Origin of the sequence: Nitrospira lenta (genome assembly GCF_900403705.1) — a bacterium.
In the GTDB taxonomy this organism is placed as follows: domain Bacteria; phylum Nitrospirota; class Nitrospiria; order Nitrospirales; family Nitrospiraceae; genus Nitrospira_D; species Nitrospira_D lenta.
In genome coordinates this window covers 128,977-154,435 of record NZ_OUNR01000012.1, presented here as the reverse complement: position 1 = coordinate 154,435, position 25,459 = coordinate 128,977, and the positions used below count along the sequence as shown (strand labels likewise).

Here is a 25,459-nt window from a genome sequence, read left to right as displayed (position 1 = left end):
CGAGCCAACAGGGCCTGTCGAAGGAGTGAGTGATGCCGGACGAGCAGTGGACCGATATCGGACGTGTCGAAGAGCTGAAGCTGAGGCCGGTACAGACAGTCATGTGCGGCACGACGCCAATTGCCCTTACGTACAAGAATGGGTCGTTTGCCGCGATCTCCGACGCCTGCAACCATGTCGGCGGTCCCTTGGGCCAAGGTACGCTCGACGGCGAGTTCATCGTCTGTCCTTGGCATTACTGGAAGTTCCACCGCCAGACCGGCCAAGGAGAGCCGGGCTACGAAGAGGATCAGGTCCCGGCCTATGTCACTAAAGTAGAGAACGGCCGGCTCTATATCGATCTGTCGTCGGCGACGAAACGAAAGAAGCAGAAACAGCAGCCTCATCCCCTAGCCCGTCCGGTCGTCCGCCAGCCTGGTCCAGTCCGCGTTCTGGGGATCTCGACGACGGCTATGACCCTGGGACATCCGCGGTACAGCACCTCCGACGCGATGTTGGATGTGGCGTTGGAGCATGCCACCGCCGCGCTTCAACTGGAGACCCAGTGCATCAAGCTCCGCGAGCTGAGCTTTCGTGCCTGCGAGGGGTTCTATTCGAAATCGGCTTATGCCTGTACCTGGCCCTGTTCGATCACGCAGATGGATCCGACGGATCAACTCGATCGCGTGTACGAAGCGATCGTGCATTGGGCCGATGTAATTCTGATATCCACCCCCATCCGCTGGGGCAATGCCAGCAGCTTGTATTACAAGATGGTCGAGCGGATGAACTGTATCCAGAATCAGGAGACCATCGCGAATAAACATCTACTCAAAAACAAAGTCGCTGCGTTCATCATTATGGGTGGCCAAGACAATGTGCAAGGCGTCGCGGGGCAACTCATGACCTTTTTCGCCGAAGTCGGCTGCCAGTTTCCGCAGTTCCCGTTCGTCGCGCATTCCCGGGGTTGGAGCGCGGAGGATATGGAGCGGAATGTCAGCGAGGTGCAGCACAGCCGGGAACTTCGGGAGGGGGTGCAGGCCCTCGTGGCGCGCGCGTCGGACATGGCGAAACTCATGGTCGGCGGTCAGTTTCCTGACCATCCGCTCGCGCGCGGCGGACGGAAAGCCCATCAGCTGGACAGTGAATCGGCCAGGTGACGACTGGGGATACCGCTGCAATAGCCTGATTCATATGGCAATGAAAATGATGTGTCCGTCTCGTCGATTAAGCCGTTGACATTGCAATAGACAAACATCTAATTATGAATACTACACAAATGCGTCCTTGCATGGGCAGGCAACGTAGTCGTATTTGAAGAGTGGCGCCGGTGACGATGTGCTGGCAGTGGAATGACAACAGGCTATCTGTGAGTTCATATGGTGAGGCAGATATCAATCAACGAGAAGGAGAAGCCAGCATGAAGGAACGCTCGCTCAACGGCAAGGTCGTCCTTATTGGCGGCGGAGCCAAGAACCTCGGCGGGCTTATCAGCCGAACCTTCGCCGCAGATGGCGCCAAGATCGCTGTCCACTTCAACAGCCTGTCAACGAAGGAGGATGCGGACAAGACCGTGTCCGATATCGAGGCAGCCGGCGGCAATGCATTTGCCATCCGGGGCGACTTCACCAGAGTCGCCGAGGTTGTTGCTGCGTTTGCTGCTGTAAAGAAGCAGTACGGCGGCATCGACATCGCCATCAACACCGTCGGTAAGGTGCTGAAGAAACCTTTCGGAGAGACGACCGAAGCAGAATACGACTCGATGGCCGCGATCAACTCCAAGGCGGCGTACTTTTTCATCCAGGAAGCCGGCAAGCAGCTCAACGACGGGGGCAAGATTTGCACGATCGTCACCTCGCTCCTCGCGGCCTATACGGGCTTCTACTCGACTTATGGTGGCATGAAGGCTCCGGTGGAACACTTCACCCGTGCCGCATCAAAAGAGTTCGGCGGTCGCGGTATCTCCGTGACCGCTGTCGGTCCGGGCCCTATGGACACCCCGTTCTTCTATGGCCAGGAGAGCCCTGAGGCGGTTGCCTATCACCAATCCGCTTCTGCACTCGGCGGGCTGACAAAGATCGAGGATATTGTGCCGCTCATCAAGTTCCTTGTCACTGACGGCTGGTGGATTACCGGGCAGACCATCTTTGCCAACGGCGGGTATACCACGCGATAGTGCAGGGGTACGGAGTTCACGCCTGGTCAGGCTGCCGTTTCCAGCGATTATGCAGCCAGAGCCAGCTTTCAGGATAGCGACGGATCACTTGCTCGAATTGCGTGGCCATCACCTGCGTGTAGATCTGGATCCGCGCGGTGGGATCTTCGACCGGTGGAAAGACTACGGGTTCGAACACGAGGCGGAAGCGTTCCCCGTTTCGGACAAGGTAGGCAAACATGACTGGCGCGCCGGTGCGGATATGCAGGAGCGCCGGCAGTGTCGTTGAAGAGGCCGGGCGACCGAAGAACTCGACAAACACGCCGCCGCTCGACAGGCTTTGGTCGATCATCATACCGATAATGCCTTTGTTCTTGAGGCATTTGAGCGACGCTTTCACGGCGTCTTTGGGGAGAATGATCTTCAGCCCGCTGGCGGTTCGCTTTTCATAGACCCACTGATCGACCATCGGGTTGCGGACGGGCCGGGCGATGACCGTCATATTGCCGTAGACGCGTTGCACGAGCGCACCGGTCAGTTCCCAGTTGGTGAAATGCGCGGTCAGGCCGACAATGCCTTTGCCTTCTTTGATCGCCGCATCGACATGTTCGCGCCCTTCAATTTCCACCAGGCGGTCGATCGACCCGTCGGTAAAGTCGGACACGCGGGAAAATTCGACGGCGAGCCGTCCGAGATTGCGCCAGACTTCGTACGCAATGTGCGCGCGCTCGGCCGCAGGCTTTTCTGGAAATGCTAAGGCGAGATTGCGCAACACGAGGTCGCGCCGCTTGGTGATGATATGCGAGACGCCCAGACTGAGCTGTTCCCCCAATGTCATAGCCCAGGATCGCGGCAGAATATGAAAGAGCAGGTCGGCAACACGCACAAGGCCGTACTCAAAGGCTTTTTTCATCGTACGCAAACACCTACTCGTTGCACCGTGGCGGTGAGGCTGGGCGATTGACTGGAGGCCAAGAATAGGCGAGTCGATCAGGTTCCGCAATCATTTTGCGCGGCGGCGAGCCACGAGAAGCGAACGGGTTGTCGGGTGTCTCCACGGGCGCCCGGCGCAATGGGAACAGGCCGAGTCCCCGTCGGTTCAATCGGGCCGTTGCGAACCAGTTTCGCCGAAGGCATACTAGGCCGCTATGGACGAAAGCCTTCCCTCACAGACTGCTGAGGCAGAGGTGGCTCAATACGGCGCCCTGTTGAAAGTATCCGAGGCCATCGCGGCCCACCGCGACCTCCAGGCGCTGTTTCGAGATCTCGCGCACCGTCTCCCGGCAGTAGCGCCGTTCGACTTCATCGGTCTGGTCCTCCATGATCCGGAAAAAAATCTGATGAAGGTCCACGTGCTGGAAACGGCGGCGGCGCGGCCTCTTACGACTACGACCAGACTCGATGGACTGGAAATGCCGATCGAAGAATCGGCTACCGGCTGGGTCTGGACCCATCAGCAACCGTTGATCATCCCGTCGCTCGCCGAAGAAACCCGTTTCGCGATGGGTATGACCGCACTCCGGGGAATCGGCGTCCAGTCCGTGTGTCTCCTGCCGCTTACGACCGCGATGAGCCGGCTGGGGGCGATTGGATTCGGGAGTCTTGAGCCGCAGGCGTTCGGCGCCAAGGACCTTGCTCTTCTCGATCAGGTGGCGAAGCAGGTTGCCGTCGCCGTGGACAACGTGCTCAATTTTGCCAGCGCGAAAGTGTCGCAGCGGGCACTGGTCCGGGAACGGGACCGGCTGAATCTGCTGCTGGAGATCAATCATGCCGTCAACGCGACACTCGATCTGAAGCAACTGCTCTCGGCGATCGCCACGTCGCTTCGTCGCGTGATGCCGCACGAACGGACCGCGTTGCTCTTGTACGAACCGGAGCGCGAGCAGTTCAGGCTTCATGCCCTCAATTTTGACCTCACGAAGGGTTTTCTTGCTGAAGGCGAGCTGACGTCGGTCGACGGCACTCCGGCGGGGATTGCCCTCCGCTCACGTAAACCGTTTTATTGCGTCAAGGCCGATCTCCAGGGGTTTCGTTCCGATATCGCCGATCGTCTGCTGGCGGAAGGCATTCAGTCGGCCTACTGTTTTCCCCTGCTCTCGCACGACCATGTTTTGGGCGTGTTGACGATCAGCAGCCTCACCGAAAAGACGTACGAGACCGATGACATCACCCTCTTGGGGGAGGCGGCCAAGCAGATCGCCATCGCGGTCGAAAACGCCCTCAACTATGGCCATGTCCTCAACGCCCGTCAGGAATTAGCCCGAGAGCGGGATCGGCTGCAGCTATTGCTGGAGACGAACAATGCGGTCGCCTCCCATCTGGAAGTGCGGGATCTGTTTGCGTCAATCACGACCGGCATCCGCCGCGTGCTGAAGGCGGATGTCATCAGTTTGACCATCCTGGATCCTGAGCTGAACCAATTGAAACTGTACGCCTTGGACTTTCCCGGACAAAAGGGATTGCTCGAAGAAGGCACCTCGTACACGCTGCGCGGATGCCCAGCGGCCGCGGCAATCACGGGGCGGGAACCGGTGATGCTCGGCCAACAGGAGCTCGAGCAAGCGGAGAGCGAAGTCTCCAAGCGGCTTGTGGCCGAAGGGGTCAAATCGGCCTGCTGTGTTCCTCTGCTGTTACGGGACCGGACGCTCGGCGCCTTGAACGTCGGCAGTCTTCAGGAAGGGGCCTTTACGCAGGCGGATGCAGGGATGTTGAGCGAAGTGGCTAAGCAGATCGCACTGGCCGTTGCTAATTCACTGGCCTATCAGGAAATCGCCGCGCTCAAGGACAAGCTGGCGAAGGAAAAGTTATACCTCGAGGAGGAAATTCAGACCGACTACAATTTCGAGGAAATCGTCGGTGACAGTCAGGCGCTGAAACGGGTGCTCAAGCAGGTTCAGACCGTGGCGGTGACCGATTCCACCGTCCTGATTCTGGGCGAAACGGGCAGCGGGAAGGAATTGGTCGCGCGGGCGCTCCACAATCTGAGCGACCGGCGTGAACGGACCTTCGTCAAGCTGAACTGCGCGGCCATTCCGGCAGGTCTGCTCGAAAGCGAACTCTTCGGTCATGAAAAAGGGGCCTTCACCGGGGCCATTGCCACGAAGCTCGGCCGGTTTGAATTGGCAGATTGCGGGACGCTCTTCCTCGACGAAGTAGGCGAAATCCCCTTAGACCTGCAAGTGAAGCTCCTGCGCGTGCTGCAAGAGCAGGAATTCGAACGTCTGGGAAGTACGAGGACCATTCGCGTCAATGTCCGCCTGATCGCTGCCACCAACCGCCAGCTGGCGCAACTGGTGGAAGACAAGGGGTTCCGCAGCGATCTGTACTATCGGCTCAACGTGTTTCCGATCACCATGCCGCCGCTGCGCGAGCGGACAAGAGATATTCCTGCGCTCACCAGGCACTTCGCTCAGAAATTTGCCCGGCGCATGAAAAAGCGCATCGAGACAATTCCGTCGGAGGCCATGAAAGCGCTGCAGGACTATCCCTGGCCCGGTAATGTGCGGGAGCTTGAGAATTTCATCGAGCGAGCGGTGATTCTTACCCAGGGCCAGGATCTCTATGTGCCACTGGCCGAATTGAAACGGACGCCGAGCGCCACGGCCAGCTCTGGAGCGGCGACGCTCGAACAAGCCGAGCGCGAACATATTCTCAAAGTGTTACGCGAATCGAACTGGATCATCGGTGGCCCAGCCGGTACCGCCATGAGGCTTGGCATGAAGCGAACCACCTTACAATCCAAGATGCTGAAGCTCAACATTTCACGGCCGCGCTAGGTCTAGCCGATCATTCGGCATGTGCCGAAATATCGGCAGGCACTCCCCGCCTCAACCGTCTCGTTTCCCTCCCTCTGTCTCTGCCTAGATGGGCGAAATGATCAGGGTTTTTCAATACTTGAATTTATTGCGAAAGGAGACCGCTTTCACGGAACGGTCATTGCTGTGCTGGAGTCTGTGATCGCACAATCGTATCAAATGTTTTTCCGTGCATGACGTGTATGAGAGGAGTGGGCGCTTCAAAATAGCGCGGATTGTTGCGGGCGAGATCGCGGTTTTTGTGGTGCTGTTGGGCGATCGGGTAGGCACGCGGACTCGCTCTTGATTTGATGGAATGCCTCTTGTCATTCCACAGCCGTAAGGTAGAGAATCCATGCTCAGGATTACGATCCGAACTGACAAGCACTCAACAATCTTCCAACTCGAAGGACGGTTGGCGGGGGCCTGGGTACAAGAGCTGGACCGGTGTTGGGAGGCTAGTGCCAGCACGAAGGCTGCGCATCCTCGCGTTGTAGACCTGTCAGCCGTGACCTATGTTGATGCCGAAGGGAAAGGTCTGCTGAAGAAGATCTTTCAGGCCGGGGCCAAGCTTGTTGCGTCCGGCTGTGTCACAAGCAGTGTCGTGAATGAGATCACCCACGGTGGGTGAAGATGTGGGCGTGCCTTAGTGGCAGAAAATGGATGAGGAACGATTGATGGCACCTATGACAACACAGACGAGCATACGCAGATTATTCTTCGGCCTAGGCGGGCTAATGATGGCCGTCGGTGCGCCGATGTTGGTGGGCTGTAAACAAGAAGCCGCGTCCACGCCGGCCCGTCCGATTCCGTCGGTCCCGGTGGTGACCGTGTCGTCACAGACGATGCCGGACGAGCCGGAATTTATCGGGCAGACGGAGGCGTCGCGTCCGGTGGAAATCCGGTCCCAAGTAACGGGCATCCTCAAAGAGCGATTCTTCGCGGAGGGCCGGGACGTCAAGAAGGGGGACCGGCTCTATCAAATCGATCCGATCCCGTTCAAAGCGGCGGTGAGCAGCGCGAGCGCCAGAGTCGCACAGGCGGAAGCGCGGCTGGTGCAAGCCCGGCAGAATTTCGCCCGTGTGAAACCGCTGCTGGAAGAGCAAGCGGTGAGTCAAAAAGATGTGGACGATGCAGTGGCGGAAGAGTTGGCGGCAAAAGCCGCGCTGGAGGCGGCCAAAGGCGATCTGGTGAAATCGAAGTTCGACCTCGACAACACGCTCATCCTGGCGCCCATCAGCGGCCGGATCGAACGGAGTCGGCTCTATGAAGGGCGCCTGATTGCCGCGCAGAGCGACCTACTGACGACGATTCATCAACTCAATCCGATGTACGTTAATGCGAGCGCTCCGGAAGCGTTCGTGCTGAAACGGGGACGGGAGCGGGCCTCCAATCGGATTCAAGGCGCGTCGCTCTATGAGTTGCGCGGGGTGATCACCTTTACCGACGGCAGTGTGTATCCCCATGAAGGCAAGTTGGATTTGCTCGAAGTCGGCGCGCGATCGGCCACGGGGACCAGAGACTTTCGCGTGGCGTTTCCCAATCCCGATAGCGCTCTATTCCCTGGCCAGTTTGTGAAAATCCGCATCTTGGGCTCCGTGAGAACCGGCGTGATTCTGGTTCCCCAGAGCGCCGTCCAGCAGGGACCCAAGGGGTCCATTGTCTTTGTTGTGGGAGCGGACAATAAGGTGGAGATCCGCCCGGTCCAAGCCACATCCTGGCGCGGCAGTCAGTGGTCCATTGAAGAGGGCTTGCGCGATGGGGACCGGGTGGTCGTCGAAGGCCTCCATCTGATTACGCCGGGCGCGCCGGTCAACCCCGTTCCGTATAAAGATGCTGCCGCTTCGGCCGCACCCGGACAGCGGGGAGACGCGAAGTCGGAGTCTGCAACAAAGCCGGAGCCTGTAAAATGACCCCACATTTTTTTATCGACCGGCCGATCTTTGCGACGGTCCTGTCCATCGTCATTGTTGTAGTGGGATTGGTCGCCTTACATAGCCTGCCGATCGCCCAGTTTCCTGAAATCACCCCTCCTGTCGTGCAGATTGAGGCAGACTATCCCGGCGCGAGCGCGGAAGTCATTGCGGATTCCGTGGCGCGCCCGATCGAAGTGCAGCTCCCCGGCATCGACAATCTCCTCTACTACGATTCCACCAGCACCAACGATGGCCACATGACCATCAAGCTCACGTTCGAGATCGGAACGGACGTGGATATTGCGCAGGTGCAGACTCAGAATCGCCAGAAGCTGGCCGAGCCGCAGTTGCCGCCCGAAGTCGTCCGCCAGGGGATCAGCGTGAAGAAGACGTCGCCGGACCTGCTGGCCGTCGTGGCGCTCAGTTCCGAGGATCCCACGCAAGACACCGTGTATCTCTCCAACTACGCGATCCTCCGCGTGCTCGATAATATCAAGCGCATCAAGGGCGTCGGCGACGCGGTGGTGTTCGGAGGGCAGAATTATTCTATGCGGGTGATTCTTGACCCGACCCGCATGGCGCAGTTGAATATCACGCCGTCCGACATTGCCACCGTCGTTCGCGAGCAGAACAGAGATTTCCCGGCCGGAACGATCGGCCGGGAGCCGGCGCCCAAAGGTACAGAGCTCACGATTCCCGTGATTACGCAAGGCCGCTTCACGGAAGTGAAGGACTTTGAAGAGATGATCGTTCGAGCCCTGCCGAACGGGTCCATGGTGCGTCTGAAAGATGTGGCCAGGATCGAATTGGGCGCCCAGTCGTATTCACTCGAAGGCCGATGGAACGGCAAGCCGAATGTCTTTTTGCTGACGTTCCTGTCGCCGGGCGCGAACGCGCTCGATACGGTGAAACGGGTTCGGAAAGAAATGGATGCGCTGGCTGTGAATTTCCCCGCCGGGGTCTCCTACGACGTACCCTATGACACCACTCTGTTCATCGAGGTTTCGATTCAAGAAGTAGTCAAGACGCTGGCAGAGGCCATGGTGCTCGTCATTCTTGTCGTCTACCTGTTCCTCCAGAGCTGGCGGGCGACGCTGATTCCGGGCGTGGCGGTGCCGGTCTCGCTTATCGGCACGTTTGCCGGGATGCAGGCGCTCGGCTTCTCGATTAATACGCTCACGCTGTTCGGGATGGTGCTGGCGATCGGGATGGTGGTCGATGATGCGATCGTGGTGGTGGAAAACGTCGAACGCCATATGGCGAACGGACTGTCTCCGAAGGATGCGGCCAAGAAGGCCATGGATGAAGTGACCGGACCGGTGATCGCCATCGTCCTGGTCCTCTGTGCTGTGTTCGTGCCGGTCGCGTTCTTGGGAGGGATTACGGGCGAGCTCTACAAGCAGTTTGCCATTACCATCGCCATATCCGTGATCATTTCGGGTATCGTTGCGCTCACGCTCAGCCCGGCGCTGTGCTCGTTGGTGCTGAAGCCGGGGCACAGCCAGCGCAAAGGATTTTTCGGCGTCTTCAATCGCGTCTTCGGCTGGACGGAGACGCGCTACACGGCGATCGTCGGCACGATTCTGAACCGATCCGTCCTCTCGGTGGTGCTGGTCCTCCTCATCATCGGCTCCGTGTTCGGACTCTTTAAGATCATTCCGTCCAGCTTTCTGCCGGACGAAGACCAGGGGTACTTCATTGCCGTCGTTCAGCTTCCCGACGGCGCGTCCAAGCAGCGCACCGATGTGGTGCTGGATAAGGTTGAAAAGTATTTCCTTTCGAGCCCGGCCATCCACTCGACCGACTCGTTAGTTGGCCAAAATTTCGTCTTCGGCACGCGCGGGCCGAATTCGGCGACGATGTTTGTGCCGCTGCGCCATTGGGATGAGCGGCAGGGGCCGCAGAATCACGTGAAGGCGCTGATCGGGGCCGCGTTCGGAGAGTTCGCGAAAATTCCCGAGGCGCTGATCTTGGCCTTCAACGCGCCGTCAATCAGAGGCCTCGGCGCCACGGGCGGCTTTTCACTTCAAGTCCAAGATCCCAGTGGCGGAGATTTCAAGAAGTTTGCCGGCGTCACGCAAGAGTTTCTTGCCAAGGCCAGGCAGCACCCGGCCATCGGGGCGGTCGGCACCAGTTTTCGCGTGAGCTCGCCCCGGCTCTTTGCCCACGTGGACCGCGAGCGCGCCAAATCGCTGGGCGTGCAGATTTCCGACGTCTTCGATACGTTGCAGGCCTATTTCGGTAATTTCTACATCAACGACTTCCTGAAATTCGGGCGGGTGTATCGGGTCCAGACCGAGGCCGATGCCCAGTATCGCGCGACGCCCGAGGATATTTCGAAGGTGTATGTTCGTGCCACGAATGGGCTCAATCAGACGATGATTCCGCTTGATACCGTGGTGACGACGGAGTTCACCAGCGGGCCGGACCCCGTGACGCACTTTAACGGATACAACACGGCACTGGTGCTGGGCTCGGCCGCCCCGGGGTATAGCTCAGGACAGGTGCTCGATGCGCTGGAGCAAGTGGCTCAAGAGGTGTTGGTTCCGCAAGGGTATGGGATCGACTGGAGCGGCATCTCCTACCAAGAACGCATGGTCGGGCAACAATCGCTCTATGCCTTCGCGTTCGGCTTGCTCATGGTGTTCCTCGTGCTGGCCGCGCAGTATGAGAGTTGGTCGGTGCCGTTTGCCGTCCTGCTCGCCGTTCCCTTCGGCATTTTCGGTGCCTTGTCCGCCGTGTGGGCTCGCGGGATGTCGAACGACGTGTATTTCCAGATCGGGCTGGTGACGCTGATTGGGCTTTCCGCGAAGAATGCGATCCTCATCGTCGAGTTCGCCAACATGCGGTATGAAGCTGGACACACACTGTTCGATGCCGCGATCGAATCCGCCAAGCTTCGGTTTCGGCCGATCATCATGACCTCCATGGCGTTTATTTTGGGTGTGGTCCCGCTGGTCCGGGCAACCGGCGCCGGAGCGGCCAGCCGCAACTCTATCGGGACGGGCGTCTTTGGCGGCATGCTCGCCGCCACCTTCTTGGCCGTTTTCTTCATTCCGCTCTTTTTCACGTTAGTGCGAAAAATGTCTCAGCGACTCGGCGGACAGCGGCCGGCCGCATTGGCGCCAACTGAAACCCTATCGCAAGCAAAAGAGGAGCTCTGATGCGCAGTTTGCTGGTAACCCTCTTGGGTGTCTCTCTTGCGTCGTGTGCGCTGGGGCCGGACTATTCCCGCCCGAAGACTCCGGCCGCCGACACGTTTCGCATGGCGGAAAAGGACGGCGCCACGGCGGTATCCATCGCCAATATGCCGTGGTGGGAGCTGCTGAAGGATGAAGAGTTGCAGAAACTCATTCGGATTGCGCTCGTGGAAAACAAGGACTTGAAACGCGCGGTTGCGGCCGTCGAGGAATATCAGTCACGGCTCTTCATTGCGCGCACGGACTACGCGCCGCAGATGACCGCCACGGCCAGCGCCCCGTCTTTCGGCAGAATGTCGAACTTCTTGGTCCCCGGATTTCCCAACGCCTTCAACTATTATCTGCAGGGCAATCTGTCCTGGGAGCTCGATATCTGGGGACGCATTCGCCGGTCGAATGAAGCCGCGCGCGGGGACTTGCTGGCGCGCGAGGAAGGCCGGCGGACGGTCGTGCTCCAGCTGGTCAGCGGCGTGGCCGAGGCCTATTTCGATTTACTCCAGTTCGACATGCAGCTGGATGTCGCCCGGCGGACGCTGAAATCCTGGGAAGAGTCCGTCCGTATCGCGCAGGCTCGGCTTCGCCAAGGGATGATCACGAAGCTAGATGTCGACCAATTCGAAGCGGAGCGGGCGAACGCGGCGGCGCGGTCGGCGGAACTCGAACGGCAGATGATTCAGAAGGAAAATCAATTGAGCGTGCTCTTAGGCCGTGTGCCGCACCAAATCCCTCGCGGACGCTCGTTGACGGAACAGGTGTTGCCGCCGGCCGTGCCTCCGGGCCTTCCGTCCGAGCTGTTGCAGCGCCGTCCGGATATCGTGCAGGCGGAATACACGCTTGCTGCGGCCACGGCGCGGATCGGTATGGCGAAGGCGGACCGGTTTCCGAAACTTAGCATTACAGGCATGCTCGGCGTCGCCAGCCCGCACCTTTCGCGCCTTGTGGCCGATGAAACGGCGTTTGGTGTGGCGGGGCCCAGCCTAACGGGACCGCTCCTCAATGCACAGATTTTGGGCTTTCAACAGGAAGCCAGCGAGGCTCAAGCCCGCCAGGCGGTCGCTCAGTACGAACAGTCGATTCTCGTGGCGTTTCAGGAAGTCGAGGATGCGCTGATCGCCGTGCGCACGGTGCGCGAACAGCGAGAGGCGCAAGTACAGCAGGTCGACGCGCTTCGATCGGCGTTGCGGCTCGCCAACCTTCGGTACAAAGGCGGGCTGGCGAATTATCTGGATGTCTTGATCGCGCAGCGAAGTTTGTTCGATGCCGAACTGGCGCTTACGGGAACTCACCGGCTGCATCTCGTTTCCATCGTTCAGCTGTATAAGGCGCTCGGCGGCGGATGGTCACCAGAGATGGATCGCCAGGGCGAGTCCAGCAAGGGATAGTGTGAATGGAGAAACCCGCTGAGACGCAAGTCCCAATCCATGATCTTCTGAGACGGCGCTGGAGTCCGCGTGCGTTTGCGGAGCGGCCGGTGGAGCCGAATGCGGTGCTGTCGCTCCTTGAAGCGGCCCGCTGGGCGCCGTCATCCAGTAATGAGCAGCCGTGCCGCTTCATTGTGGCAACCAAGGATCAGCCGATTGAATACGCTCGGCTGCTGGCCTGTCTGATGGACGGCAATCGTGTGTGGGCCTATCGGGCGCCTGTGCTGATCCTGTCCGTAGCCTGCATGGAGTTTGAAGAAGATGGAAGTCTGAATCGCCATGCGTTTCACGATGTCGGACTGGCGACGGAGAATCTCTTGCTGCAAGTGACCGCGCTGGGGCTTGTCGCGCATCCGATGGCGGGTTTCGACATCGAGAAGGCGCGGGCCGACCTCCAGATTCCGCCCGGCTATGAGCCGGCCGCTATGATTGCCGTGGGGTATCCTGGAGAGTTGAGCGTTCTGCCGGACCATCTGCAGCAGCGGGAGTTGAAGCCGAGAGAGCGGAAGCCGCTGACCGAGATCGCTTTTTTAGGACAGTGGGGCCATCCCTTTCCTTTCCCATCCCCGCAGATGTGAGATCACGAATCGGTGTCCTCCCTGAATGGAAAGGTGGCGATCGTTACCGGCGCGTCGAGCGGAATCGGTCGTGCGATCGCCGAGCGGCTAGCGACGGAGGGGGCCCTCGTCGTCGTGAATTATCTCCGGAGCGAGCACAACGCTCGGGCGGTGGTCGCGGGCATTCAGGGCAAGGGCGGGACCGCCGTCGCGGTGCAAGCCGACATGCGCGTGATCGCCGACGCGCGACGGCTGGTTGCGAGCACCGTCTCCCAATTCAACCGCGTAGACATTCTGGTCAACAATGCTGGGAAGTTTGCGCCGATCCCCTTCCTCGACACCACTGAAGCGGACTTCGATGCGCTCATGGCCTTGCATGCGAAAGGCCCCTACTTTGCCATGCAGGAAGCGGCGAAGGTGATGCGCGATCACGGGCGTATCGTGAATATTTCCAGTGCGGGGACGAAGCTGCGTTACAGTGGAGCGACCGCGTATCTCGGCAGCCGGGGTGCGCTCGAACAATTCACCCAGGGCATCGCGCAGGAGCTGGCGCCGCGCGGGATCACCGTCAATACGGTGGCGCCAGGCTTCACCGATACAGGCGTGTTGACCGAGCCCTATCGGCAGATGGGGGTGCAGCTGTCGCCGTTCAAGCGATTGGGCACGCCGGAGGATATTGCCGAGGTCGTCGCGTTTCTCGTCAGTGAGCAGGCCCGATGGCTAACTGGACAGACGATTCAAGCCGGCGGCGGCATCGCCATGTAGGAAATGTGTGAGAGTACGGCTATGACCGGAGCGTTCGGTCAGCCGGCGTGGTATAACGCGGCGGGCCGGGAAATTCGTCGATTGCGCACCGTCTCGATCCCGCTCTCCCGGCAGTTGTGGTGCGGCGCGCACCGAACAAGAACCGTACTCTCTAGCTAACGACAATCTGACAAAGGAGTGAGCATGGCACGGCAGAATGTTTCCACCGGAGGCCCCTGGGAAGCCACAATCGGGTATTCACGCGCCGTGCGGGTCGGTGCCCATGTGCAAGTGTCGGGGACGACGGCCATGACGCCAGGCGGTCTGGTCGGCAAAGGCGATCCCTATGCGCAGACGATTCAGACGTGCAAGACTATCGAGACGGCGTTGCGCCAAGCCGGGGTGTCGCTGGCCGACGTGGTGCGAACGAGAATTTACATGGCCAACATCGACCAATGGCAAGAGGTCGGCCGGGCGCACGGAGAGGTCTTCGGGAATATCCGGCCCGCGACGACGATGGTAGAAGTGAAGCGGCTAATCGATCCGGAGATGTTAGTCGAGATCGAAGCGGATGCGATCGCGCCGCAGTAGCAGAATGCCGAACGAGACAGTCGGCGATGTTTCCTGCCTCCGCCGAAGCGCTTCGCGCAGGCAGGGCGCAACGCTCAGGGTCTCAGAGTACAGCGGCGAGTACGTCTATGCGCCAAGGTTGGGCGTGCGAGAGCCGTGATCTGCTTGAGCATACTGCCGCATGGTCCGCAAGGCCGGTGCGTGATCTAGGATGAAGGATTCTCAGCAAACTCGACACTTGGCCAAGGTCGATCCGGTGATGGGCCGGCTGATCCGCGACGTGGGGCCATTCTCCCTGCTCCCGAAAGTGCGCCGTACTCCCTTCGAGTCTCTCGTCCGGGCTATCGCATTTCAGCAGCTCCATGAAAAGGCGGCCGAAAGCATTCTGAAGCGGTTCATCGCGCTCTTTCCCGGCCGACGATTTCCCCGTCCCGCCGAACTGCTCGCGGTCCATGTTGATGCCATTCGCGGAGCGGGTTTTTCAGGCGCCAAGGTGCTGGCTCTACGCGATCTCGCAGCCAAGACACTTGATGGAACGGTCCCGACCGGCCGTGCGATCAAGATGCTCGACGATGACGCGATTGTCGAACGGCTTGTTGCGGTGCGCGGGATCGGCCGCTGGACGGTCGAGATGCTGTTGATCTTCCAGCTGGGCCGGCCGGATGTCTTGCCGGTGGATGACTTTGGTGTGCGCAACGGGTTTCGCATTGCCTATCGCCGCCGTACGATGCCGACGCCGAAAGAGGTGTTGCGTTATGGCGAACGATGGAAACCGTATCGCACGGCGGCGGCCTGGTATTTGTGGCGCGCAGCCGATCGGGCGAAACAGGAGACGACGGTATTGTGAAAGGACCTCATGAAACTGACCGGCATCTGCGAGTGGATTGATCGCAACATTCTTTCCTTAGGCCGTGAGATGCGGCTGTCGTATCTTCCGCCGCTTATGGTCTACATGGCGTACGGGATTTCCGGTCTGACCGGCATCGTCGGCACATTCTTCGTGAAAGATTATCTGGGCCTCTCGGCCTCATTCCTGGCGGCACTCGGATTCTGGGCCGGCATTCCCTGGGCGCTCAAGATGCCTATTGGACATACGGTGGATCTCTTGTGGCGTTGGAAGAGCTGGCTCGTCGGTCTCGGGGCGGGTTTGCTGGCGGTCAGTCTCGGGATCATGGCCGCGCTGATCGGTAATCGTGAGGCGATGACGGCGATGCTCCCGGCGGAAGTCTGGTTTGTGCTGAGCACGTTGCTCGCGCCGGTGGGCTACGTGATTCAGGATGCGGTCGCCGATGCGATGACTGTCGAGGCGGTGCCGCGTGTCGATGAGAAGGGCCGGCTGTTTGACGAGCCGACGCGCAAGCTTATGCATACGACGATGCAGACGCTCGGGCGCGTGGCCATTGTGGGCGGCGGCATTCTGGTGGCGATGATCAACGTCTATGTATTCAGCGGCACCGAGGGGTTGCCGCAGGCGGAGCTGGTTCGGTTGTACAAGCAAGTGTATCTGCTGGCGCTGGCGATTCCCTTTGTGTCGGTGCTGGGTGTGGGTGTCGCCTGGATGCTGCGGCGGCGACATATGGCCGCGCTGATTCAGCAGGGGTTCACCCGCGCGCAGGTGAAGGAGATGGTGAATGTCCGGGGCGATGGCGGTGACGCGACGAAACCCAACTGGTGGATTCTCGGCGGAAGCCTGGTCTTCGCGCTGTTTACTGTGACGGTCGGATTTGGCGGCTCTTCGTATAGTGAAGAAATCGTCTTCATCGGCTCCATGGCGATCGTGTTGTTCCTCATGGCCAGACTAGTGCGTGAGTTGGAACCGGACAAGCGCTTGACGCTGGTGGGGACAGCCGTGGTCGTCTTTATCTTCCGCGCGATTCCCGGCACCGGCCCTGGGGCGACCTGGTGGATGATCGATCACCTGAAGTTCGATCAACAATTTCTGTCGATCCTCTCGCTGATCGGGAGTACGTTGACGCTGGCCGGCATGTTTGTCTTTCGGCGGTTCATGGCCGAGCGATCCATCGCATATGTGGTGGGATTTCTGACGGTGATTGGGACCATCCTCACGTTGCCGGTGGTGAGCATGTATTACGGCTTGCACGAATGGACTGCACGGATGACTGGCGGATTTATCGATGCGCGGTTTATTGCCTTGATCGATACGGCGTTGGAATCCCCGCTCGGGCAGATTTCCATGATTCCGATGCTGGCGTGGATCGCCAACTCAGCACCGGAGAATTTGAAAGCCACGTTCTTTGCCGTGATGGCCTCGTTCACGAACCTGGCGCTGTCGTTGAGCCAGCTTGGGACCAAATATTTGAACGAGGTGTATGTGGTCACGCGAGAGGTGCACGACCAGGCAACGGGCGCCGTTCAAACGCCCGCCGACTATAGTCAGCTGGGGCCGCTCCTCATCGCGCAATTGCTCTTAGGACTAGCTCTACCGTTGGCGGCGATTGGTTTTGCGAGAGTGACGCGATTCAAGAGCGCGTGACATGAACAGGATGGCCGCATGAATGCTTTGCAGTTTCTTGTCGACCACGGCGCCTCGGTCCTGTTCTGGGTGGTATTTGTTGAACAGGCGGGCTTGCCGATCCCGGCCATCCCGTTGTTGGTCGCTGCCGGCGCACTCGTGGGGGCCGGCAAGATGCCTTTACTGACGGCGCTGCTGTTTCCTATTGCCGCGTCGCTGATTCCCGACCTGGCCTGGTACTATCTGGGCCGGATCAAAGGCGGGAAGGTCTTGGGTGTCTTGTGTCGGCTGTCTCTTGAGCCGGATTCCTGCGTGCGAGACACGCAGAATTTCTTCCAGCGGCATGGACCGCGCTCCCTGTTAATGGCGAAGTTTATCCCCGGGGTCAGCACTGTGGTGCGGCCATTGGCTGGCATTACGGGCATGGGCGCCGCGACGTTTCTCTTTTACGATATGGCCGGAGCCGTGATCTGGGCAGGACTGTGCGTCGGCATGGGCGCGCTCTTCAGCAATCAACTCGAGCAACTTGGGCTACTCTTTGACCAAGCCGGCGGCTGGTTTCTTGCCATCATCGGAGTTGGGATGGTTGGGTTCATCGGGTACAAGTTTTTCCATCAGCAAAAGTTTCTGCGAGATATCCGAATGGCCAAGATTACCGTGGATGAACTGAAGCAGCGCATGGATGCCGGCGACCCCATGGTGATTGTCGATGTCCGGCATCCGCTGACCCTCCATCTGGATCCGGAGATGATCCCCGGGGCCTTGAGCTTCCGGATGGAAGAGATCGAGCATCGCCACCACGAGATTCCTCGTGACCGCGATATTATTCTCTACTGCTCCTGTCCGAACGAAGTCTCCAGCGCCCGCACCGCGCTGCTGTTGAAGAAGAAGGGCATTCATCGCGTCTGTCCGCTCGAAGGCGGGCTTGATGCCTGGAGGGAACGGAAGTTTCCGCTCGAGCGACGGGGCGCATAGGCGCAGGGTATCGGCTGCCGCCTTCTCGCTGAGATCCGTGTGCGGCATGCGAATGACGTTCGATTGTCCCGATGTGAAGAGTGTTCGTGCCCTGGCATCTCATTGACTTGTGCGGTATCATGCACATCTCTCTCTGGGAATGGCTGGCGGCGTCGCGCCGGCAGCCGAGCCAGAAGATTGTTTCGACAGCTGTCCAAATGAAAGGGGGCGACCGGTTTCGACGGGGATACTAAAGTCAGCGGTGCATGTCGAGCTCTCGGGGTCTCGTAAATCCTCCGGGAAAATGTAACTGCCAATCAAGAACTGGCACTCGCAGCTTAATTAACTGCGACGTTCCTCCACCTGAGGCCCGCGGGGGTGGTCGGAGCGCGATACAGCGGGCTGGTCCAAGGCTGGTGCTCAGCGGCTGAGGACGAGACAATACTGGGCTAGTGGCCAGTCTAAGCCAGCCGATGGGCGTGGGTGGCTGCGAAACTAAAACGATCGGCTACACATGTAGATCCGTTGTGCTGAAGGTCTTCGGACAGGGGTTCAACTCCCCTCGCCTCCACCAATCCGCACTGTGTGCGACCCGGCGCCTCTTTTTCGATGTCTCGTGATTGAAGGCGCCGGTCCCCTGCCAGTGAGTTTCTTGCCTGTGCAACAGCTCGTTCGACCAGAGGGCAATGATGTCGGGCTGAGAAAGTGCGTGCTTGCTCGGTTGTGAAGATCCTCATTCCTTGTATCGAGCGTTCCAGGGTTGGACGGGGCAGCTATCCGACCATACTCGGGATGCCGTGCGTGTGACGTAAGGAGAACCCCGTGTCCATACTTGCCGGTCAACGAACGGTGTTGCTTGCGGGCGCGACGGGGCTGGTCGGTGGCCTGATACTTCAGTCCTTGCTTGCCGACCAGACGGTTTCCCAAGTGCATGCGCTCAGCCGCAGACCCTTGAACATCCGTCACCCTAAGCTCCAGGTCCACATCGTGGATTTCAGCTGCGTGCCCGCGCTGCCGCAGGCTGATGAGGTGTATCTGGCGCTCGGCACGACGATCAAAATCGCGGGCAGCCAGGCGGCATTTCGCGCCGTCGATCTGACGGCCAATCTGGCGGTGGCTCAAGCTGCAGTCGCCGCGGGAGCTCGACGCATAGGGTTGGTCAGTGCGGTGGCCGCCGACGCGCGATCGGTCACGTTCTACAATCGCGTCAAGGGTGAGCTGGAAGATGCGCTGAAGGCACTCGATTTCACAGCGCTGGTGATTGCCCGGCCCTCTCTGCTGCTGGGCGATCGAGACGGCTTGCAGCAGCCATTGCGGATCGGCGAGAAGATAGCGACTCCGATTGCCCGGTTGCTCTCGCCCATCATTCCTGGAATCTACCGGCCGGTGCTTGCGCGGGCGGTGGCGCAGGCGCTGGTTAAGACTGTGCCGACAGCCGAGGGAGTGGTCGTGCTGGCTTCGGATGTGCTCGCTAGGATCGGTGGCGAACATTGACGAAGCGTCTCAGCCGGTAACGCGCATGCTGCATTGCCGGTGTCTCGCCAGCGGGGTTGAACAGGTGGCAACAATCGTAGCCCATCCGCGTGGCCGAGCCTGATGCAGCTGAAGATCACGCCCAAGAATTGATTCTTTTGGCCGCACTTTGCTAGAAGTCTGCCATCGAGTTTCTCCGGTTCTGCAATCGGACTGCCTGAACGTGTTGTGGTCCCAACAAAGGAGCGTTATGAATACCGATTCCATGAAAGATCTCGGCCCTCTGGCTTCGCTGGTTGGTGTGTGGGAAGGGGACAAAGGGGCTGATGTGGCTCCTTCCGACGATCGCGGCACGGAGCGGAATGCGTTTCGGGAACGGCTGTCGTTCGAACCGATCGGTTCGGTAGAGAATCATGAGCAGAAACTTCAGGGACTGCAGTATTCACGGAAGGCCTGGCGGCTGGGCGAAGCGGAGCCGTTTCACCAAGAAATCGGGTATTGGCTCTGGGAGGCTGCTGCGAAACAACTGCTGCGTTGTTTCGTCATCCCGCGCGGGATGGCGGTGCTGGCCGGGGGGCCGGCCGAGGCGGCTGCGAAGAATTTCACGATTTCTGCGGATGTGGGTTCGGATACCCAGGGGATTTGTTCGAATGTGTTTCTGGACCGGGAGTTCAAGACTGTTCGGTATGAGCTTGCGATCACGGTGCACGGTCCTGACAGCTTCAGTTATAAAGAAAATACGCAATTGAAGGTCACCGGGCAGAAAGAACTCTTTCACCATACGGATGCCAATACCGTCAAGCGAGTCGGATAGGTTCATGACCGTCGGCAGGGGCCTCCTCTAGATTTGCCTGCCTCTTTTCGGTACCCTCAAACGAGAGGCTGGGCAACTGAGAGCTGTCATCGCCGGGTCGTTGAATTCCGAGAGGGGTTGGTGGATGGACATTCGGTCAACGATTGCCATGTGCATGGTGATGATGGGATTGTCTTCTGTCACCGCCCCTGTATGGGCGGACGAGATCGTGGCCCCCAAGTCAGAATCGACTCCAACTCCTGTTCCGGCTCCTGCGACTCCCCCTGTCTCAGTACCGAATCCAGTTCTGCCAAAATCTCATGCGCAGGATGCTGAGACGAAACCTCCGGTCAAGACGCAGGCTTCTGGAGCTCCGGCGGAAACCCCGAATAAAGAATCGGTTCCAGGGAAAACAGAATCCACTCCAACGCCATCCAAGCCCAAGGTACAAGAAGGCGAATCAAAACCTCCGGCGAAGGCCCCGCATCTTGCTAACGGGTCGGCTCTTCCCAAACCCACGGCCCCACTCCCTCCAGAGATAGCCGGCAAAGACGGAGCGGCGATGGTGCTGGTGACGGCCAGCGAGTTTACGATGGGCAGTGACAAAGGTGACGATGACGAATCCCCCGTGCATCGCGTATATGTCGACACGTTTTATCTCGATAAATTTGAAGTCACAAACGGGCGATTCGCCAAGTTCGTCGAGGCCATCCAGAGCGAACCGCCGTGGGGGTTTTCGGATAAGGATACGCCGGTGACTCATGCGGATCGGCCGGTACGCTGGGTGAGCTGGATGGACGCGATGGGGTATTGCCTCTGGGCCGGCAAGCGGCTGCCGACGGAAGCCGAATGGGAGAAGGCGGCTCGCGGGACGGATGGACGGGTATATCCCTGGGGCAACGAGGTCCCGACGGCGGCGCATGCGGTGTTCGGTTTGAAAGAAGGCGGAGGCGAGACCGTCTCCCCTATCGGCAACCGTGACAAAGGGAAGAGCGCGTACGGCGCCCACGACCTGGCCGGCAATCTCTATGAATGGGTGATGGATTGGTATGCGGAAGATTTCTATGCTAATTTCGCCAAAAATCCGGCCATCAATCCGCGGGGGCCAATCGAAGGGACGGCCAAGGTTCAGCGTGGCGGATCTTATATCAATAACCCCTATCGGCTGCGTTCCTCGTTTCGGACGAAGGGCGACCCGACAGAGCAAGATCCCAATGTCGGATTTCGCTGTGCGCAAGAGGTGCCCAAACTGCCGTAGGGCGGTTTCGGACATGTTCCTCCGCTCGTGAAGCGGGAGCCGCTCCCTCCGTACTCGCCTGCTGCTGCACTTTTCTTCTACGTCGTGCACACATTGGCCGGTATCCCCGGCTTCCTTCAGGAAGGCCAGGATTCACGGCCGCCCCGCTTCTCATATGAATCCCTCGATACTGGTGGCCAGTTGCGCAAGGCCATGCTTGTCACGTTCTATTCCTAAGCGTTTTTCTTCAACGCATCCAGAGGTGAAATATGTTTTCTCTTCGCGATGGCGCGGATTGTGCGTACCATCGTAGTACGGCCGCACGGTCACGGAGGAGGAATCATGAATGTCCTTATCATTGGTGTAGTGCTCTGTCTGCTGATCTGGGGGCTCGCGTCCGGGAACGGTGTGATTCGGGGCATGGCTCGAATCGTCACCGGTGGTTTGACGCTGCTCTCTTTGGCCGGGATGATCCTTCTCTTCGTTGTGGGGCAGAAGGCGCATTGGACCAGCGATGGGCCCGCTATGCTGTTCATCATGATTGGAATCGTCGCGTGCGGACTCTTTGCCTTTCTCTTCGGGAATATGACCGTGTCTTCTTCTCCGCCTCAAGACTCCCCGCCGCCCTTGAGTTTCAGCGAACTCATGCGTCCCCCGTCTCTTAAAGAAAAAGGGCGCCCTCCGGAATAGCGCGCGTTCGGCGTCGGTCCTCGTCTCCCCGTTCCATCTTTGAATCGGTCGGCGTATGGTAGTGATGCACAGATGATGACTGAGGGTTGTTTGTCCATCCTGACCATGTGGGGGAAAGGGCGTCGAAATGAAACAGTATGAGGTGACATCGGCTGGAAAGGTGAAGCTGAAGGACCACGATCCGGACGAGACTGGTGAGTACAAGAAGACGGATCAGGGTAAAGACAAGGCGAAAGCAGACACGGCTAAACTTATCGCCCGGCTTGCGGAATTGCAGGAGCGTTTGTATGCCAATGCCACGCGGTCTGTGCTCATCGTGCTGCAAGGCATGGATACGAGCGGCAAAGACGGGACGATTCGAAATGTGATGTCCGGCGTGAATCCTCAGGGATGCAACGTCGTCGCGTTTAAGACGCCGTCGAAAGACGAACTGGCGCATGACTTTCTCTGGCGGGTCCATCGTGAAGCCCCGCCGAACGGGCACATCGGTATCTTCAACCGATCCCATTACGAAGACGTGCTCATCACGCGGGTGCATGGGTGGGTGTCGGAGGCCACCGTCAAGCGGCGCTTCAATCAGATCAAGATGTTCGAAGAGCTGCTGCACGATAACGGCACGGTGATCCTGAAGTTCTTTCTCCATATTTCGAAAGCGGAACAGAAGGAACGCCTCGAAGCCCGTATTGCCGATCCGGGAAAACGCTGGAAATGGAATTCCGGCGACTTAGAGGAACGGAAATTGTGGGATGGGTACATGCGGGCTTTCGAGGATGTGATCTCAGCGACCAGTACGAAGCAGGCGCCTTGGTATATCGTGCCGGCGAACCGAAAGTGGTACCGCAACCTAGTGGTGGCGGAGCGTGTCGTGGAGGCGCTTGAAAGTTTGAAGCTCAAAATGCCATCAGGGCCCGAGGGCATCGATTTTTCATCACTCAAGATTGTCTAGAAGTCGCACGGTGAGACGCTACGTTCTGATGCGAACGGCTGTCGTGAGTAAATATTCGTGCGTCCCCCATTGACAGAGTTTTCTAATGGGCGTAGACCGGAATTGCGGCCCATGATGTGTGAAAGCGCGGGAGATCGGGCAGACCGCGCGGCTGCTATCCAGGTTTCTCGCTGACTTCATCAGAGAGGAGGGTGGATATGAGCGACGCAACGCCACCTGGTTCGTCAGGCCCGTCGATGCGAAGGCGGGTTTCTCGTCGGTCGTACTAGTCGATTCTCTCCAGGCCGCGCCGTAAAGGCGCCGATGACCAATCGGGTGTCGGCCTGATCAATGTAGAGAATCGATGCTAGCGCGGGGAACGCCAGTACCTGGGATTGACGAGGTCTCCCCCGACGAGAACCCCAACGCAGTTCTCATCGTCCGGGTCTTTACGGGCCGCGACATCAGAACATGTTTCTTGGCGTCCTAAGCGCCGCTCACGGGCGACCTTCCACCATGGAGGCAAGGTCGCCCGTGTTGTTTCTCATCTCGTCACAATATCCTCCAACATCGTTATCGCATCGCTCGATACTTCGCCGTACACGAATGATACGACTTAGCCTCTCGCTCGCTGCCGTCTTGGTGGAGAATATTGTGACGAGCGTGTCAGGGCGATTATCTCCGAATATTGTGAGGTCTGCGCCAGGCGTAGTAGAGCGGGATGCCGCTCAGGACGGTGGCTGCGCCATGCAGCGATTCTGTCGGTCGTTCGAGCGCGCTGGAAATAACCAGGGCAGCAGCTCCGCAGACGAGTGTGATCGGCAAGATTGGGTAGAACGGAGCCTGAAAATGCGGATGGGTTGAACTGCTCCGACGAAGACAGAAGATGGTGGAGAGAGTTAGGGCCATGAAGAGCGAGAGGACCAAGCCGCTATAGACAAGGAGTTGTTCGAATGTACCACTGAGAATCAGCAGCGTGGCCCAGAGGCTTTGGAAGATGATCGCGCGGGTCGGAACATTGGTTCGAGGGTGCACGTGGGCGAGCCAGGGGCTGATCATGCCGTCGCGTGCCATGGCCCAATAGACCCGGGGTCCGGCCCAGGTCATCGCGCTCACCGCGCCTGCGATAGAGAGACAGAGGATGGCGGCAACCAGACGCCCGCTTTGCGGCCCCCACAACGCGGCGGCGACTTTCTCCGCCACCGGCACAATCGGCTCTTCCGCCAGTTCACGGATAGACAATGCTGACAGGTAGACAACATTCAGCAAGAGATAAATGACGGCGACAAACGCGGTTCCTCCGATCATGATTCTCGGCAGAGTCTTCTGTGGATTGACGATATCCGCGGCAATGTAGCCGGCGACGTTCCAGCCGAGGTAGCAGTAGGTCACGATGATGAGGGCGATGGCGGCGGATCCAAGCGTGGGTGCCTGCGCGATGGGTGCGGTGAGGAACGGGCGCCCCTGCCCGATCACGGCCGACAGTCCGCCGAGAATCAGCCCGCCGATGGCCACGACTTTGGTGGTCGTGAGTATCATCTGCAGGCGGCCACCTGTTTGGATGCCCCGACAATGGATCACGGTGGCGCTCCAGAGGAGGGCGAGAGAGAGGCCTTTCGCGATCCACCCTTGCTCGTCTTGAATCGGAACGACACGCATCGCATAGGACGAGAAGCTGATGGCCGAGGCTGCCACGGCGGCGCCGAAGCCGATGGTGAACGATGTCCAGCCGCTCAGGAAGGCGATGAGCGGTCCGTACGCTTCTCGCAGGTACACATAGTCTCCTCCTGCATGGGGCAGCCGCGAGCCCAGTTCACCATAGATCATCGCCCCGCCGACGGCGAAGAGTGCGCCTATGAACCACAAGAGGAGAATCAACAGTGGATCGCCGAGATCCCGGGCCATAATGCCGGTCGTCGTGAAGATCCCGCCCCCGATGATATTGCTGACGAGCACGCAGGAGGCGGTAAACCAGCCGATGCGTAGAGAGGTGGACGGATCTGGTTGCGATGACGCGGACGGCATGGTTGCCGGCATGATGCGCGGAAATGGGCGGCGAGGCAAGGCGACGTGAGCCTGTTGCTGTGGGTTGAGCGGTGCGGACATTCTATTTCTGCAGGGATCGAATGCTGCCCCGCCTTGTTTCTCCGCTCATGGCCCCTTTACAATACTCTCCTCTCTCTTACCGAAGGAGGCCACCATGGGTCTTGCCGACAATGCCTGTATCCCCTGTCGCGGTGGTGTGCCGCCGGTTCCCGCGGATCGTGCGCAGGCTCTGCTGAAAGAATTGGGTCGGGGCTGGACGCTGAACGCGCAAGGGCATCTTGAACGGCTCTATACATTCAAGGATTTTGCTCAAGCCTTAGCCTATGTGAATAAAGTGGGCGTGATCGCTGAGGCCGAGGGTCATCATCCGGATCTCTACCTGGCTTGGGGCAAGTGCAAGGTGGAGATCTGGACACACAAGATTAACGGCCTCACGGAAAGCGATTTTTATCTCGCGGCAAAAGCCGACCGGGAGTTTGAGCCATTCCGAGCGGCAGTATCCTAAGCCAGGCGATCTTGCCATGATGAACGG

21 protein-coding genes and 1 other RNA gene are annotated in these 25,459 nt (G+C 59.2%); 20 read left to right on the top strand and 2 right to left on the bottom strand.

Translation table 11 applies throughout. The features are described from left to right. Positions 1 to 32: 32 nt before the first annotated feature. On the top strand, positions 33 to 1,139 hold the full coding sequence (locus tag NITLEN_RS07070; protein ID WP_121988901.1) for a Rieske 2Fe-2S domain-containing protein: 1,107 nt from the start codon (positions 33 to 35) through the stop codon (positions 1,137 to 1,139). A gap of 260 nt (positions 1,140 to 1,399) precedes the next feature. Continuing rightward, positions 1,400 to 2,155, top strand: coding sequence for an SDR family oxidoreductase (locus tag NITLEN_RS07065; RefSeq protein ID WP_121988900.1), 756 nt, complete (start codon positions 1,400 to 1,402; stop codon positions 2,153 to 2,155). A gap of 16 nt (positions 2,156 to 2,171) precedes the next feature. On the opposite strand, the gene NITLEN_RS07060 is transcribed toward NITLEN_RS07065, so the two are convergent. Further along, a complete protein-coding gene (locus NITLEN_RS07060; RefSeq protein WP_121988899.1) occupies positions 2,172 to 3,047 on the bottom strand; it encodes a lysophospholipid acyltransferase family protein in 876 nt (291 codons plus the stop codon). Between the two features lie 235 nt (positions 3,048 to 3,282). Between NITLEN_RS07060 and NITLEN_RS07055 the strand changes: the two genes are divergently transcribed. The 17 genes from NITLEN_RS07055 to NITLEN_RS06970 all read left to right on the top strand — a co-directional run bounded on the left by NITLEN_RS07055 (position 3,283) and on the right by NITLEN_RS06970 (position 22,902). After that, on the top strand, positions 3,283 to 5,910 hold the full coding sequence (locus NITLEN_RS07055) for a sigma 54-interacting transcriptional regulator (protein ID WP_121988898.1): 2,628 nt from the start codon (positions 3,283 to 3,285) through the stop codon (positions 5,908 to 5,910). A gap of 373 nt (positions 5,911 to 6,283) precedes the next feature. Then, positions 6,284 to 6,559 (top strand): STAS domain-containing protein, encoded by a 276-nt coding sequence (locus tag NITLEN_RS07050; protein WP_121988897.1) that lies wholly within the window; start codon positions 6,284 to 6,286, stop codon positions 6,557 to 6,559. Between the two features lie 46 nt (positions 6,560 to 6,605). After that, positions 6,606 to 7,841, top strand: coding sequence for an efflux RND transporter periplasmic adaptor subunit (locus NITLEN_RS07045; RefSeq protein WP_245924401.1), 1,236 nt, complete (start codon positions 6,606 to 6,608; stop codon positions 7,839 to 7,841). Next, positions 7,838 to 11,008 (top strand): multidrug efflux RND transporter permease subunit, encoded by a 3,171-nt coding sequence (locus tag NITLEN_RS07040; protein WP_121988895.1) that lies wholly within the window; start codon positions 7,838 to 7,840, stop codon positions 11,006 to 11,008. The genes NITLEN_RS07045 and NITLEN_RS07040 overlap by 4 nt, the downstream gene beginning before the upstream one ends. Continuing rightward, a complete protein-coding gene (locus tag NITLEN_RS07035) occupies positions 11,008 to 12,426 on the top strand; it encodes an efflux transporter outer membrane subunit (protein WP_121988894.1) in 1,419 nt (472 codons plus the stop codon). The genes NITLEN_RS07040 and NITLEN_RS07035 overlap by 1 nt, the downstream gene beginning before the upstream one ends. 5 nt (positions 12,427 to 12,431) lie before the next feature. Then, entirely contained in the window at positions 12,432 to 13,043 is a 612-nt protein-coding gene (locus NITLEN_RS07030) for a nitroreductase family protein (protein ID WP_121988893.1), read from the top strand. Between the two features lie 33 nt (positions 13,044 to 13,076). Continuing rightward, positions 13,077 to 13,787, top strand: coding sequence for an SDR family oxidoreductase (locus tag NITLEN_RS07025; protein ID WP_245924400.1), 711 nt, complete (start codon positions 13,077 to 13,079; stop codon positions 13,785 to 13,787). A 183-nt stretch (positions 13,788 to 13,970) separates the two neighbouring features. Then, a complete protein-coding gene (locus NITLEN_RS07020) occupies positions 13,971 to 14,357 on the top strand; it encodes a RidA family protein (RefSeq protein ID WP_121988891.1) in 387 nt (128 codons plus the stop codon). 190 nt (positions 14,358 to 14,547) lie between these two features. After that, on the top strand, positions 14,548 to 15,183 hold the full coding sequence (locus tag NITLEN_RS07015) for a DNA-3-methyladenine glycosylase family protein (RefSeq protein WP_121988890.1): 636 nt from the start codon (positions 14,548 to 14,550) through the stop codon (positions 15,181 to 15,183). Positions 15,184 to 15,192: 9 nt separating this feature from the next. Then, positions 15,193 to 16,830 (top strand): MFS transporter, encoded by a 1,638-nt coding sequence (locus tag NITLEN_RS07010; protein ID WP_121988889.1) that lies wholly within the window; start codon positions 15,193 to 15,195, stop codon positions 16,828 to 16,830. A gap of 18 nt (positions 16,831 to 16,848) precedes the next feature. Next, complete coding sequence (locus tag NITLEN_RS07005; RefSeq protein ID WP_121988888.1) at positions 16,849 to 17,784, top strand: rhodanese-like domain-containing protein; 936 nt, start codon at positions 16,849 to 16,851, stop codon at positions 17,782 to 17,784. A 203-nt stretch (positions 17,785 to 17,987) separates the two neighbouring features. Then, positions 17,988 to 18,337, top strand: a transfer-messenger RNA (tmRNA) gene (gene ssrA, locus NITLEN_RS07000). Positions 18,338 to 18,585: 248 nt separating this feature from the next. Next, positions 18,586 to 19,257, top strand: a complete 672-nt coding sequence (locus NITLEN_RS06990) for an NAD(P)H-binding protein (protein WP_219999402.1) — start codon at positions 18,586 to 18,588, stop codon at positions 19,255 to 19,257. Between the two features lie 229 nt (positions 19,258 to 19,486). Further along, positions 19,487 to 20,050 carry a heme-binding beta-barrel domain-containing protein gene (locus tag NITLEN_RS06985; protein WP_121988887.1) on the top strand — a complete coding sequence of 188 codons (564 nt, stop codon included), beginning with the start codon at positions 19,487 to 19,489 and terminating at the stop codon, positions 20,048 to 20,050. 124 nt (positions 20,051 to 20,174) lie between these two features. Beyond that, positions 20,175 to 21,287, top strand: coding sequence for an SUMF1/EgtB/PvdO family nonheme iron enzyme (locus tag NITLEN_RS06980; RefSeq protein ID WP_121988886.1), 1,113 nt, complete (start codon positions 20,175 to 20,177; stop codon positions 21,285 to 21,287). 321 nt (positions 21,288 to 21,608) lie between these two features. Continuing rightward, positions 21,609 to 21,956 (top strand): hypothetical protein, encoded by a 348-nt coding sequence (locus NITLEN_RS06975; protein WP_121988885.1) that lies wholly within the window; start codon positions 21,609 to 21,611, stop codon positions 21,954 to 21,956. 127 nt (positions 21,957 to 22,083) lie between these two features. Further along, complete coding sequence (locus tag NITLEN_RS06970) at positions 22,084 to 22,902, top strand: polyphosphate kinase 2 family protein (protein ID WP_121988884.1); 819 nt, start codon at positions 22,084 to 22,086, stop codon at positions 22,900 to 22,902. Between the two features lie 654 nt (positions 22,903 to 23,556). Here the strand turns inward: NITLEN_RS06970 and NITLEN_RS06965 are convergent. Continuing rightward, a complete protein-coding gene (locus NITLEN_RS06965) occupies positions 23,557 to 24,987 on the bottom strand; it encodes an APC family permease (protein WP_121988883.1) in 1,431 nt (476 codons plus the stop codon). Between the two features lie 94 nt (positions 24,988 to 25,081). On the opposite strand from NITLEN_RS06965, the gene NITLEN_RS06960 reads away from it, so the two are divergent. Further along, complete coding sequence (locus tag NITLEN_RS06960) at positions 25,082 to 25,432, top strand: 4a-hydroxytetrahydrobiopterin dehydratase (RefSeq protein WP_121988882.1); 351 nt, start codon at positions 25,082 to 25,084, stop codon at positions 25,430 to 25,432. Positions 25,433 to 25,459: the final 27 nt, after the last annotated feature.

Coding starts and splice junctions, on each gene's coding strand:
- NITLEN_RS06975 (WP_121988885.1), top strand. CDS start 21,609: ATGAATGTCCTTATCATTGGTGTAGTGCTCTGTCTGCTGATCTGGGGG.
- NITLEN_RS07060 (WP_121988899.1), bottom strand. CDS start 3,047: ATGAAAAAAGCCTTTGAGTACGGCCTTGTGCGTGTTGCCGACCTGCTC.
- NITLEN_RS07015 (WP_121988890.1), top strand. CDS start 14,548: ATGAAGGATTCTCAGCAAACTCGACACTTGGCCAAGGTCGATCCGGTG.
- NITLEN_RS07030 (WP_121988893.1), top strand. CDS start 12,432: ATGGAGAAACCCGCTGAGACGCAAGTCCCAATCCATGATCTTCTGAGA.
- NITLEN_RS06970 (WP_121988884.1), top strand. CDS start 22,084: ATGAAACAGTATGAGGTGACATCGGCTGGAAAGGTGAAGCTGAAGGAC.
- NITLEN_RS06985 (WP_121988887.1), top strand. CDS start 19,487: ATGAATACCGATTCCATGAAAGATCTCGGCCCTCTGGCTTCGCTGGTT.
- NITLEN_RS07005 (WP_121988888.1), top strand. CDS start 16,849: ATGAATGCTTTGCAGTTTCTTGTCGACCACGGCGCCTCGGTCCTGTTC.
- NITLEN_RS07065 (WP_121988900.1), top strand. CDS start 1,400: ATGAAGGAACGCTCGCTCAACGGCAAGGTCGTCCTTATTGGCGGCGGA.
- NITLEN_RS07050 (WP_121988897.1), top strand. CDS start 6,284: ATGCTCAGGATTACGATCCGAACTGACAAGCACTCAACAATCTTCCAA.
- NITLEN_RS07045 (WP_245924401.1), top strand. CDS start 6,606: ATGGCACCTATGACAACACAGACGAGCATACGCAGATTATTCTTCGGC.
- NITLEN_RS07010 (WP_121988889.1), top strand. CDS start 15,193: ATGAAACTGACCGGCATCTGCGAGTGGATTGATCGCAACATTCTTTCC.
- NITLEN_RS07055 (WP_121988898.1), top strand. CDS start 3,283: ATGGACGAAAGCCTTCCCTCACAGACTGCTGAGGCAGAGGTGGCTCAA.
- NITLEN_RS07070 (WP_121988901.1), top strand. CDS start 33: ATGCCGGACGAGCAGTGGACCGATATCGGACGTGTCGAAGAGCTGAAG.
- NITLEN_RS06965 (WP_121988883.1), bottom strand. CDS start 24,987: ATGTCCGCACCGCTCAACCCACAGCAACAGGCTCACGTCGCCTTGCCT.
- NITLEN_RS06960 (WP_121988882.1), top strand. CDS start 25,082: ATGGGTCTTGCCGACAATGCCTGTATCCCCTGTCGCGGTGGTGTGCCG.
- NITLEN_RS07020 (WP_121988891.1), top strand. CDS start 13,971: ATGGCACGGCAGAATGTTTCCACCGGAGGCCCCTGGGAAGCCACAATC.
- NITLEN_RS06980 (WP_121988886.1), top strand. CDS start 20,175: ATGGACATTCGGTCAACGATTGCCATGTGCATGGTGATGATGGGATTG.
- NITLEN_RS07035 (WP_121988894.1), top strand. CDS start 11,008: ATGCGCAGTTTGCTGGTAACCCTCTTGGGTGTCTCTCTTGCGTCGTGT.
- NITLEN_RS07040 (WP_121988895.1), top strand. CDS start 7,838: ATGACCCCACATTTTTTTATCGACCGGCCGATCTTTGCGACGGTCCTG.